Genomic DNA, 10,672 nt, shown 5'->3' with positions numbered 1-10,672 from the left:
CATTCCGAGACAATAGATACTGTTGAGCATGCAGCACAGCAGATTGGTTGCACAGAGCCTGAGATTGCCAAGACACTGTCATTTGTTGTGGATGAAAAGCCTGTTATTGTGGTCATGGCTGGGGATGGCAAGGTGAACAGCTCCAAGTTTAAATCTGTTTTCCATACTAAGCCCCATATGATCCCGAGAGACCAGGTGGAGGATATAACAGGATTCCAGCCGGGCGGAGTGTGCCCTTTTGCAGTTCCTGCAGGGATTCCGATATGGCTTGATGTATCAATGAAACGATTTGAGTATGTTCACCCGGCAGGAGGTAACGAGTTTACGTCGGTCAAGATTACTCCTGACGAGTTGGAAGAGATTACTGAGACCGTAGGCTGGTGCGACGTTTGCAAAGGATGGGAAGAAAAAGTTTAATATAAATTGTGATGAATAGTACTCAAACATTGACTATTTGAGTGATTTATTCTGTAACAGATACTGTTTAGAGTTAAAATATAGGCAGTATGTAAAACTTTGAGTAAAATCATGCTGTCATTTTTAAAATACACGTTATGCGATATCTTATACTTAGAAAATGCAAAATATTACAGCACACTATTTTGGGAGGATATCATGAATTTATTAGGAAACATTATCTGGATATTATGTGGTGGACTACTCAGTGCTATTGGATGGTGGCTCACAGGATTACTCTGGTGTATGACAATCATAGGGATACCTGTAGGATTGCAGTGCTTTAAGCTCTCATCAATTTCGCTTGATCCTTTTGGAAAAGAGATAGTACATGACGGAGGTGCTGTGTCTTTCCTTTTAAATGTGGTCTGGTTTCTCGTTTCAGGCTGGGAACTGGCATTAGGTAATTTCATTATCGGATGCCTGCTTTGTATAACTATTGTAGGTATACCATTCGGTATTCAGTTTTTTAAGATTGCACAACTTGCATTATTTCCTTTCGGGGCAAGTGTGATAAGAGTCGGATGATAAGAATGTGATAATACCCGAAGTGATATGAAAGAGAAAAACAAGGAGTACTCAAACCAGTCAAGGGATGCGATAATAGACGTAAGGTACAAATCGTGCCAGAAGTGTTTGCCTTAAAGATTGTATAAAAAGTCAAAATGTATCAACTAAGAGGAGGGTTCTTATGTCATCAAGAGAAGAGCGAATCGAGGTATTTGAGGATACACAGGCATGGATCAATGAAAACAAGGATCTGTCAGATTCAGTAAGTTTAGGAAAGAAACATACAGAAATTTTTTATGAAAATGATTATCCGGATTTTGATATAAACCGTAAATATGATACACAGGTCACAGTGACAAAGGACAGGTCATATCAGGCTGCAATACGTCTTCATTCAGAAGATAAAAACAGTAAGATAGCAGTTATGAATTTTGCCAATGCTTTTCATGCAGGTGGTGGAGTGACATCCGGTGCGAGTGCACAGGAAGAGTCTCTTTGCAGGACATCCACTTTGTATCCGTTAATTTATCGGAGGAGTCTGAGAGATACCTTTTATGCCCATCATAAAAAACTCAACACACCTAAAGCATCGGATTCACTTATTTATATTGAAGGCGTTGTAATCTGTAAGACTGATGAAGATCTTCCTAAGAGGATGCCAAAGGAAGACTGGGTGATGGTAGATGTTATAACCATTGCAGCACCTGATCTGAGGAGTAAGTCAAACATTCATGTCCCGATTATAGGCAGTGGAACCTATATGCATGATGCAGAGCTTTTTGGATATCATGTAAAGCGTGCTATTCATATGTTTACGTGTGCGGCTGCAAAAGGAGCTGACGTATTAGTGCTTGGGGCATTTGGCTGTGGGGCTTTTCAAAATAACCCTGAAGTCGTTGCCAGAGCCTACAGGACAGCAATTTTAGAATTTCCAAAGGTATTCAAGAAGATAGAGTTTGCTGTATATTGCTCACCGCGTGATATGAGAAACTATCAGGTGTTTGAGAAGATTCTTGGAAGATGATATTTAAGAAGTATGGCAAAGAGGTCAGATATTTAGGGAATTGAGGGGGTGTTAGCTGTGAGACAATATATCGTTGATGCATTTACAAAAGAAATATTTCATGGTAATCCTGCAGCTGTATGTGTCATGGACACATGGATTTCGGATGAACTTATGCAGAAGATAGCTGTTGAAAATAATCTTTTAGAAACAGCATTTGTTGTAAAAGAAAATAATTATCACATCAGATGGTTTACTCCTGGAAAAGAGGTGGATCTATGCGGTCATGCCACACTTGCAAGTGCATATGTATTGTCGAGATTTTACGATACAGAGGCCGGCTCCTTTGCATTTGATTCATTAAGCGGGGAACTCATTACTACATAAACGCAAAATGCTGTAAATGGTCTTAATGCTAAGGCTTATATCAGTAGAGACATTATGTTGGTGTTGGACAGGAAAGAAGATGTCATAAACTTCATTCCGGATTACTCTAAGATTATGGAAGTTACGGAAGGCATGGGGCTTTTCATAACTGCTCCGTCTAAAGATTATGATTTTGTGTCGAGAACATTTTTCCCTAAGATTAAGGTTAATGAAGATCCAGTATGTGAATCAGCCCACTGTAATTTGATCCCATACTGGTCTAAAAGATTGGGAAAAGACAAAATGACTGCTTTTCAGGCATCTCCAAGAGGCGGGATCGTATACTGTGAGAACAAAGGTGAACGTGTCATCATAAGTGGCAATGCTGCATTGTATAGTGAATCATCAATATTAGATGATAATACAATAAAATCGTGTAACATATTGAAGTTTCTGAAATATAAAAAGGATCAGCTTGGAAAAATCAATGAGTAAGAATACAAATGGAAAAATCAGATTATCCAAAGTGAGCTTATTACATTATGTACGACTGATATACCGGTCGGTAATTTTTATTGCTTTACTCGTTTTCTATATCCTGAGTAAGGTGAATGGAGAGACACAGGTCATAGACCGTTTGGAAGGTACGCCGTTACTCATTCTCTTTGTTTGGGTTGTTTTCATTCTGGAGATGGTCTACAGGTTTTTCCCTTCAAAACTTGAAAGTCCGGGATGTCAGAAACAATTCGCCTGCAACTATAAAAAAACAGGTAAAACAGACATTATCATACAGGATAATAATGCCACAGTGCTCGTTCTTATCATATGGATAGGGTTTAACATTATATTTGGTGGACTCCATATGATGGGGATACTGGATGATGGATTTATGCTCCTTCTATGCAGTGCATATTCAGTTTGTGATGTGATATGTATCCTGTTTTTTTGTCCATTTCAGACTTGGCTCCTTAAGAATAAATGTTGCAGCACTTGCAGGATATATAATTGGGATTATGCGATGATGTTCACACCACTGTTTTTTGTTCGGAAGAGCTATCTTTGGGCATTACTGCTTATTTCATTCATACTGCTGATCCGTTGGGAGATTACATTTTATAAACATTCAGAAAGATTTTCTGAAAACACCAACAGTTTTCTAAAATGTGAAAATTGTAACGAGAAACTTTGCGCCCATAAAAAACAACTCCATTCATTATGGAATAAAGTTGAAGAATACTATGAAACTCGTGAAAAATTGCTAAAGGAATGATTCTTTTGAATTAAGGGAAAAGAAGATAAAGTGCTTAACAATCCTGTTGAACTCAATAATTACCTTTCTTCGGGAACAGTTAAAGGAATGGTGATTTTTACACTGGCTCAGGAAGTATTAAAAAATGGCGGATATATAGTGGTGGATGAAATAGAAAACCATTTCAATAAGGAAATTGTAACAACACTAATGCGGTTTTTCATGGATATGAAGGTGAATAAACATGGAGGAACACTTATCTTTTCAACTCATTACCCAGAATTACTGGATGAGTATGACAGAGGTTAAAAGTTACAGCTTTGTCAAAGAGTATTTTTCTAACCCTGGTATATTAATAGAATCCATAAAGAAATATCATGAAATATCTAAGATTCCTAAAGGGGAATATACTTTACTTGATCATTTGAAACAGACTGTATGTAACAATTAAAATCAGCCTCGTAAGTATATGTCAAACCCCATTTGACAAAATTAAAAACAGTATGCTCGTTGAATGTCATAGAAGGCTATAGAATGTTCTCATAAGCTAAAGAGCAGGATGGACATTACAATGCCGAAAACAAGATACGAAGTACCGGAGATTGATGTAAAGGTTTCAGGTGGACAGAAGAAATTTGTGAGATACAAGGAGGGAGTAGAGTTATATTCTCTTGGAAGACATACATTTGAAGTGATCGCAAAGGAAGCCGGAGCGGTCTACAGGGTAAAGAGATGTGTCCTTGTAAATACCCAGAAGGTTGATGAATATCTTGAAAATTTTTGTGATGGCAACAATCCATCCATATAAATCCATAGAGAAGCATAGGACTCCATAGAGTCTATAAATGGCGTAAACGCGTAGTTTTTATGAAACTGTTAATCATGATTTGTAAAACTTATATTTGAGAGATTATCCTTCAATAGTTCTTTAGTAGTGGATATTACCTCATCAAGGGTTGCAGATCCAAAATCACCTGACAGCCAGTCAAGGTAAGCATATGCAATAGAAACTGCAATGAGATTACCGGCAATTTTTTTCTGGGTTTCAGAATAATCATTTTTATCATCCAGATCCCAAATAATAATCTTTTCAATTGTCTTTACAAAAGCAGATCTGAAGTCAGCACAGTTTCCTTCCTTTGCAATATATCTGAAAAAATCAATTTCCTGATACATGAGATTATTCAGGAGTTCAAAAAAAATATCAAGATCAAATATGTTGTGACTTGATATTTCAGAAATGATTCGCGATTCCATCTCATCAACAAATTCAATAAAAATATCCTCTACGATATCATAGTGAGAGTAGAAAGTCATTCTGTTTATATCTGCTCTCTGAGCTATGTCAGATATAGTGACATTCTGATAACCTTTTTCTTGCACAAGCGAAATGTAGGCTTTTCTGATTTCTCTTTTATTCTTTTGGAAACGACGATCTGAAGAAACTTTATACATAACGAAGCCTCCCTATTTCTATACAAAACCATACAATCTGATAAGTAACTATCATTGTGTATATTTTTGCTCATTGTTTTATTCTCGTCAATATATTTATAATCATGACATGAAGAGTTTATACAAGCGTTACTTAAGGAGGTTTTAGATGAATATCATAGAAAAACTAATTTCAGGATATCCAACAGGTGATGTAAGTCCACAGGACTTTATAGATCACTTATCTATAGGAGCAGACGGATGGGTATCTTCATGGATTGCAGTTGCATTAGCAGTTATATTTGGATTGCTTGTATACATCATTCCTATAATTATCACTGAAAAAGATAAGGTAGGTCCTTATCCTCTGTGGCTGCATTCTTTTTACTGCGCGGCAGACTTTATGGGAATATGGGTTTTCCTCGATGCATGGAAAAATTATGATAAATTCCCACTGTTTCTTCTTTTGGCAATTGGTGAGGCTATATGGGTAGGGATGGAAATATTTAGCCTGCAAAGAGCCCTTACTTATGAAAAAGATATAAATTGGAAACCGGGAACTCCATTTAAAACCCGTATGACGGATGTTGTTATTCAGGTGCTGCTTTCATATGTGTCTCTAAACCTGCTGAGATTTGAATTACACGACAGTACAATGTGGAAGTTTTGGATATTCACACAGGTTCTAATCACAACAATCCCAGGACTTGTGCTTGTAAAAAGAGGGTATAGGAAGGGTCATAGCCTGCTTCTTCATATTGTATTCATTTGCGTGGCGGTTGTATCCTTTAATCCTTGGTGTAATATGTGGCTTGCGATTGCACCTGATTTCTTTTCACTTAGTGCAAATCCCTGGTATTACATCACAGGCCTTGTATGCCTGATACTTTCTATAAGAGGTTTGATTACATATATTAAGCTTCCGGATATTAAAGACTAAGGCTTTTGGGGTAAATGAATGCATTGTTGGGAAGCAGATAAGTTTATTGATTACAAAAAGGAAGACTACTCAAAGGTGCTCTCGGATGTTGACTATGTGCTGGATACTCTTGGTGACCGGGAACTTATGAGGGAGTTTGCAATACTGAAAAAAGGTGGCAGCCTTGTATCTCTACGAGGGCTTCCGAATGGTGAATTTGCTGCAAGAAGCGGAATGTCATTCATCAAACGGATAATGTTTAAGGTTGCTGGTGGAAAATATGACAAAATGGCCACTGCTAAGGGCCAGAAATATTTCTTCATTTTCGTGCATGAGGACGGAGAAGGATTGGAGAAAATTTCAAATATTTTTAAGGATACCCATATAGAAGCATCCGTAGATGAGGTGTATGACTTGGGTGATGTGAACAGGGCACTGAAGAAAGTGGCATCCGGTGGGTCGAAAGGAAAGACAATATTGAAAATATCGTAACAATTAGTTTAACATATATGCAAGACTTCAACTATGTTTAGAAAAGCGGCAAAAGCAGAGGATGCTGCAAAGGGTGGAATACGTGCAATGATGCGTGGCAGGGCTTTAAGTTATTTTGGCGGCTATACAATATGACGGTGTTTAATCCTGACAAGGAGCTGATGGATCTGATTAGGGAGATTTCATCTTCGGAAGGGTTGTTTGTTTGGGAAGGATAAAATAACGAAGAAACGGAGAAACGCGGGATGACAGAATTTGAAAAAGCACAGGCAGGATACCTGTATGATGCAAATTATGATGAGGAGCTGGCAGTAAAGAGGGCAGAGTGTGCGGAAAAATGCTTTGATTTCAATAATGTAAGGCCGTCTGATCTTGAGGGGCAGAAAAAGATATTAAATACGGTATTCGGAGAGATCAAAGGAGATTACTTCATCACGCAGCCATTTTACTGCGATTACGGAACGAATATAACTCTTGGTGACAAGTTCTATTCAAATCATAACCTGACCATCTTGGATGGTGCGAAGGTTACTTTTGGTGACTATGTATTTATCGCTCCTAACTGTGTGATCTCTACAGCCGGTCATGCACTGGATGTGGAACAGAGAAACAAGGGGCTTGAAATAGCACTGCAGATCACAATAGGAAACAATGTATGGATCGGAGCAAATGTAACGATACTTCCGGGAGTGACCATTGGTGATGATACGGTTATCGGTGCAGGCAGTGTGGTAAACAGGGATATTCCGTCCGGAGTAATAGCCGTAGGTAATCCCTGTCGTGCGATCCGTAAGATCACGGAAGCTGATAAGGAAAAATATCCGATATACAGAGGATGACAGAATGAAACAGTATATAGTTGATGCATTTACAAATAAGCCATTTTCAGGTAATCCGGCGGCAGTATGCGTAATGGATAAGTGGCCTTCGGCAGAATTTATGAAGAACCTGGCAATGGAGAATAATCTGAGTGAAACAGCGTTTATCGTGAAGGAAGAGCAGGGGTATCATCTCAGGTGGTTTACTCCGGGATCGGAGGTTGAACTTTGCGGACATGCCACACTGGCATCATCGTTTGTGATTCTGAACTATGTAGAGCCGGATAAAGATATCGTGGAATTTCATACGCTGAGCGGGAAACTGACAGTTAAGAAGAAGGACAACCTGTATGAGATGGATTTCCCCACATATGAACAGAAGGAGATCCCTGTGACGGATGAGATGGAGAGTGCTTTTGGAGTTCGTCCCGTCAAGGCTGTTCTGGGACCGGATCTTTTATGCATTTTTGATTCCGAAGAGCAGATCCGAAACATGAAACCTGATCAGAGTAAACTTGCTGATCTTCCCGGACGCGGGCAGGATGTAACGGCCAAAGGAAAGGATTAGGATTGCGTTTCCAGAAGTTTTTTCCCGAAGCTCCTTGTAGCTGAAGACCCGGTATGCGGCTCAGCGCACTGCCAGATAGCCGATTACTGGTCAAAGGAACTGGGCAAGACCGGGATCCACGCATATCAGGCTTCTAAGAGAGGCGGACATCTGTACTGTGAGATGCTGGATAATGGAAGGATTGCCATAAGCGGAGAAGCAACTCTCGTGGCAGTTTCAGAAATAGTAGCTGAAGATTAGCTTCTATAGGATAAAAGGAGGACTTAAGCAATGAAACAGGAAATCAAAACAACAGAAGCGATTTTTCCGATGCCGGTACTTATGATATCGACATTCAATGAGGACGGCAGCGTGGATGTGATGAACGCAGCCTGGGGAACGATGCTCGACAGAGATAAGGTTGCTCTTAACCTTACGGAGACTCATAAGACTGTTAAGAATATCAAGGCAAGAAAGGGATTTGTAGTTCACATCGCAGATGCAAAGCATGTGGTTGAGGCTGACTATTTCGGTATTGCAAGCGGAAATACCGAAAAGGAGAAGTTTGCAAAGAGTGGGATGACCTTTACAAAATCCGATCTTGTGGATGCTCCGGTGATCAATGAGTTTCCTATTGCAATGGAATGTGAGTTCATAGAATATCAGAGCGATGATACCGGTCTCGGAGTTATCGGAAAGGTTTTAAGAACGTCTGTTGAGGAAGCCAACATGAAAGACGGCAAGGTGGATATTGATTCTATTGAAGCTATCGCTTTTGATCCTTATACGCATGGATACTATAAGGTAAATGGAAGAGTTGGAGAGGCATTCAAGGATGGCCTTAGATTGCAGTAACAGATTCTCGAGAGAACGGATGCTCTTGGAAAGTGCTACTTATAAGCTTTAGCAATCAGGACGAAATCAAGCGTGCATGCCACGCATAATGACAACTATACAAACGAACAAGTTCGTTTGTCGGGGTTACAGACAACTTATAGTTACAGAAAAACTGAATGAGGGCTTCATGATATGGGTGTTAAAATATCCGCGCAAGGAATGTCGATTCGTCAGATATGAGGAGGATAAAGATGGTTAATGTTTACTGTTATTCAAGATGTACAACCTGTAAGAAAGCATTAAAATGGTTAAATGATCATAACATCAATCATGTTGTTATAGACATCAAAGATGATCATCCCGATGAAGATACATTACGTAAGCTTCACAAGACAAGTGAACTTCCGTTAAAAAAGTTTTTTAATACCAGTGGTCAGCTTTATCGTGAAATGGAACTCTCCAAAAAGTTAAAGGATATGAGTGATGACGAAATGTTTACTCTGCTTGCCTCTGATGGAATGTTAGTAAAGAGACCTTTGTTATATACAGATGATAAGGTACTTGTAGGTTTTAAAGAAGAGGAATGGAGTACAGTATTAGAAGGATAAAAGGACAGAGAGCTATATGTTACGCATTATTTTTGGTGATATAGAAAACACTATTGATACACCAACTATATATTTTAATAATCAGTACGACGATGAATGGATTACAGATACATTTTCTAAAGAAATCATTCGTGACGTACTTCAAGAGTAGGAACGTTATAGAAGGTCACAGATTTTCACAATGCTATGGCCTTCTTGCAAATTACTTGAAAGCCTTTTTGATTTGCTCCAGAAATTTTTCCGCAATAGGAGTAAAGGTCTGATATTTATTCCAAATTAGATATAGCTCTGATTTCAGTTCCGGTGAAAGAGGCTTAAATACCATGTCAGTTCCTTCGGTATTTATCAGATTTTTAAATGTAAGAAGTATTCCAAGGTTTTCCCTTGCAAATACAGAGCCGTTATAGGAAAGTCTAAAAGAGCCTTCAAGTTTAAGCTCATTAAATCTGTCTTTGGCCCACACTTTGATTTCATTGTTCCAGCTCTGTTCAGAGACAAACAGAGGCTGTCCTATCAGGTCAGAGACCCGGATGGACTTTTTCCTGGCGAGGGGATGAGATGAAGATATGATTGCTCCCCATACATCAGCTTCCGGAAATTTTACATATTCGTATTTGTTGCTGTCAGGTGTTTCACATAGTACAGCAAAGTCTAAAATGCCCTTATCAAGCTTTTCAGTAACCTGCTCAGTATCTCCGCTGGTTATATGATAGGTGAAATTATGGTATTTTTCTTTTAATTTATAAATCTCTCTGGCAAGGTATCTGATCTGATAGCTTTCTGCCAGTCCAAAATAAATATCCCCACCGGTTATATCATCCAGGGAGTTAAATTCCTGTTCGATCTTATCTGACATAGCCACAAGATCCTGTGCGCGGTCGCGCAGGAGCATCCCTTCATCAGTGAGTGAAATACTGAAGCTGTGCCTGATAAACAGTTTCTTCCCAAGTTCTTCCTCTAACGCTTTTAATGTCTTTGAAAGAGTAGGCTGTGATACATGAAGCAGCTCAGCAGCCTTTGACATATTTTCTCCCCTTGCAACTGCAAGAAAGTATCTGAGATTTTTTATTTCCATTAAAACCTCCTCTATAAAAGTGGTTTTTCTACCACTTCGTATTAATCTATCTCATTTATGTTAAATATCGTAAAGTTTCCTTGATGCAGTTCTTTCTTCCTTCATCCAGGTCACGATACATTCGAATTATATCTTTTTCTTCAAATGACAGACTTTCTACTGTTTCTTCATGCCCAAGGAAAAGATAATTCGGTGTCGTGTTAAGAAATATGCATATTTCCTCTACATATCTCAGGTACGATGTACTTCCGTAATACTTCCATTTAGCCATGGATCCGGTTGGTATGCCCAGATACCCGGCGAGATCTATTTCCTTTTTCCTTCTTTTCCTGATCAATTCCAGTATCCTTAATACCAC

Annotated in this window: 17 protein-coding genes and 1 pseudogene; 15 read left to right on the top strand and 3 right to left on the bottom strand. The window is 38.9% G+C overall.

From position 1 onward, the window contains the following. The 8 genes from BM294_RS15235 to BM294_RS15205 form a co-directional block, all read left to right on the top strand. A partial coding sequence (locus BM294_RS15235) for a YbaK/EbsC family protein (RefSeq protein WP_091209905.1) occupies positions 1–417 on the top strand: 417 nt, incomplete at its 5' end. A gap of 198 nt (positions 418–615) precedes the next feature. Continuing rightward, on the top strand, positions 616–984 hold the full coding sequence (locus tag BM294_RS15230) for a YccF domain-containing protein (RefSeq protein ID WP_091209903.1): 369 nt from the start codon (positions 616–618) through the stop codon (positions 982–984). A gap of 163 nt (positions 985–1,147) precedes the next feature. After that, positions 1,148–1,990 (top strand): TIGR02452 family protein, encoded by an 843-nt coding sequence (locus BM294_RS15225; protein ID WP_091209901.1) that lies wholly within the window; start codon positions 1,148–1,150, stop codon positions 1,988–1,990. Between the two features lie 57 nt (positions 1,991–2,047). Continuing rightward, on the top strand, positions 2,048–2,356 hold the full coding sequence (locus BM294_RS16635; RefSeq protein ID WP_330389898.1) for a PhzF family phenazine biosynthesis protein: 309 nt from the start codon (positions 2,048–2,050) through the stop codon (positions 2,354–2,356). 54 nt (positions 2,357–2,410) lie between these two features. After that, positions 2,411–2,830 (top strand): PhzF family phenazine biosynthesis protein, encoded by a 420-nt coding sequence (locus BM294_RS16630; RefSeq protein WP_330389897.1) that lies wholly within the window; start codon positions 2,411–2,413, stop codon positions 2,828–2,830. A gap of 112 nt (positions 2,831–2,942) precedes the next feature. Continuing rightward, positions 2,943–3,605 (top strand): hypothetical protein, encoded by a 663-nt coding sequence (locus tag BM294_RS15215; protein ID WP_175494727.1) that lies wholly within the window; start codon positions 2,943–2,945, stop codon positions 3,603–3,605. Between the two features lie 30 nt (positions 3,606–3,635). Beyond that, positions 3,636–3,893, top strand: a complete 258-nt coding sequence (locus BM294_RS15210; protein ID WP_242944561.1) for an AAA family ATPase — start codon at positions 3,636–3,638, stop codon at positions 3,891–3,893. Between the two features lie 262 nt (positions 3,894–4,155). Beyond that, positions 4,156–4,392 (top strand): DUF6462 family protein, encoded by a 237-nt coding sequence (locus tag BM294_RS15205; RefSeq protein WP_091209898.1) that lies wholly within the window; start codon positions 4,156–4,158, stop codon positions 4,390–4,392. A 68-nt stretch (positions 4,393–4,460) separates the two neighbouring features. On the opposite strand, the gene BM294_RS15200 is transcribed toward BM294_RS15205, so the two are convergent. Next, complete coding sequence (locus tag BM294_RS15200; protein ID WP_091209896.1) at positions 4,461–5,039, bottom strand: TetR/AcrR family transcriptional regulator; 579 nt, start codon at positions 5,037–5,039, stop codon at positions 4,461–4,463. A 148-nt stretch (positions 5,040–5,187) separates the two neighbouring features. On the opposite strand from BM294_RS15200, the gene BM294_RS15195 reads away from it, so the two are divergent. The 7 genes and pseudogenes from BM294_RS15195 (at position 5,188) to BM294_RS16890 (ending at position 9,390) form a co-directional block, all read left to right on the top strand. Further along, entirely contained in the window at positions 5,188–5,958 is a 771-nt protein-coding gene (locus BM294_RS15195; protein ID WP_091209894.1) for an ABC transporter permease, read from the top strand. An 18-nt stretch (positions 5,959–5,976) separates the two neighbouring features. Next, entirely contained in the window at positions 5,977–6,429 is a 453-nt protein-coding gene (locus BM294_RS15190) for a zinc-binding dehydrogenase (protein WP_091209892.1), read from the top strand. 245 nt (positions 6,430–6,674) lie between these two features. Continuing rightward, complete coding sequence (locus BM294_RS15185; protein ID WP_091209890.1) at positions 6,675–7,268, top strand: sugar O-acetyltransferase; 594 nt, start codon at positions 6,675–6,677, stop codon at positions 7,266–7,268. A gap of 4 nt (positions 7,269–7,272) precedes the next feature. Beyond that, a pseudogene (locus BM294_RS15180) lies at positions 7,273–8,055 on the top strand (PhzF family phenazine biosynthesis protein). Between the two features lie 30 nt (positions 8,056–8,085). Beyond that, entirely contained in the window at positions 8,086–8,649 is a 564-nt protein-coding gene (locus BM294_RS15175) for a flavin reductase family protein (protein ID WP_091209888.1), read from the top strand. Between the two features lie 233 nt (positions 8,650–8,882). After that, positions 8,883–9,239: an arsenate reductase family protein gene (locus tag BM294_RS15170; protein WP_091209886.1), complete on the top strand. Its 357-nt coding sequence runs from the start codon at positions 8,883–8,885 to the stop codon at positions 9,237–9,239. A 16-nt stretch (positions 9,240–9,255) separates the two neighbouring features. Continuing rightward, complete coding sequence (locus BM294_RS16890) at positions 9,256–9,390, top strand: DUF4869 domain-containing protein (protein WP_139225906.1); 135 nt, start codon at positions 9,256–9,258, stop codon at positions 9,388–9,390. Between the two features lie 51 nt (positions 9,391–9,441). Here BM294_RS16890 and BM294_RS15165 read toward each other — a convergent pair whose 3' ends face one another. Together BM294_RS15165 and BM294_RS15160 are read right to left on the bottom strand one after the other, a co-directional pair. Further along, positions 9,442–10,314, bottom strand: a complete 873-nt coding sequence (locus BM294_RS15165) for a LysR family transcriptional regulator (RefSeq protein WP_091209884.1) — start codon at positions 10,312–10,314, stop codon at positions 9,442–9,444. Positions 10,315–10,369: 55 nt separating this feature from the next. Next, positions 10,370–10,672: hypothetical protein (locus tag BM294_RS15160; RefSeq protein WP_207648064.1), on the bottom strand; the 303-nt coding region annotated here is incomplete at its 5' end.

Origin of the sequence: Oribacterium sp. WCC10 (assembly GCF_900113415.1) — a bacterium.
In the GTDB taxonomy this organism is placed as follows: domain Bacteria; phylum Bacillota; class Clostridia; order Lachnospirales; family Lachnospiraceae; genus Oribacterium.
Note: the sequence above shows the minus strand (reverse complement) of the source record. Positions and strands in the feature narration are given on the sequence as shown.

Coding starts and splice junctions, on each gene's coding strand:
- BM294_RS15190 (WP_091209892.1), top strand. CDS start 5,977: ATGCATTGTTGGGAAGCAGATAAGTTTATTGATTACAAAAAGGAAGAC.
- BM294_RS15230 (WP_091209903.1), top strand. CDS start 616: ATGAATTTATTAGGAAACATTATCTGGATATTATGTGGTGGACTACTC.
- BM294_RS15195 (WP_091209894.1), top strand. CDS start 5,188: ATGAATATCATAGAAAAACTAATTTCAGGATATCCAACAGGTGATGTA.
- BM294_RS15175 (WP_091209888.1), top strand. CDS start 8,086: ATGAAACAGGAAATCAAAACAACAGAAGCGATTTTTCCGATGCCGGTA.
- BM294_RS15185 (WP_091209890.1), top strand. CDS start 6,675: ATGACAGAATTTGAAAAAGCACAGGCAGGATACCTGTATGATGCAAAT.
- BM294_RS15170 (WP_091209886.1), top strand. CDS start 8,883: ATGGTTAATGTTTACTGTTATTCAAGATGTACAACCTGTAAGAAAGCA.
- BM294_RS16630 (WP_330389897.1), top strand. CDS start 2,411: ATGTTGGTGTTGGACAGGAAAGAAGATGTCATAAACTTCATTCCGGAT.
- BM294_RS15165 (WP_091209884.1), bottom strand. CDS start 10,314: ATGGAAATAAAAAATCTCAGATACTTTCTTGCAGTTGCAAGGGGAGAA.
- BM294_RS15200 (WP_091209896.1), bottom strand. CDS start 5,039: ATGTATAAAGTTTCTTCAGATCGTCGTTTCCAAAAGAATAAAAGAGAA.
- BM294_RS15225 (WP_091209901.1), top strand. CDS start 1,148: ATGTCATCAAGAGAAGAGCGAATCGAGGTATTTGAGGATACACAGGCA.
- BM294_RS15205 (WP_091209898.1), top strand. CDS start 4,156: ATGCCGAAAACAAGATACGAAGTACCGGAGATTGATGTAAAGGTTTCA.
- BM294_RS16890 (WP_139225906.1), top strand. CDS start 9,256: ATGTTACGCATTATTTTTGGTGATATAGAAAACACTATTGATACACCA.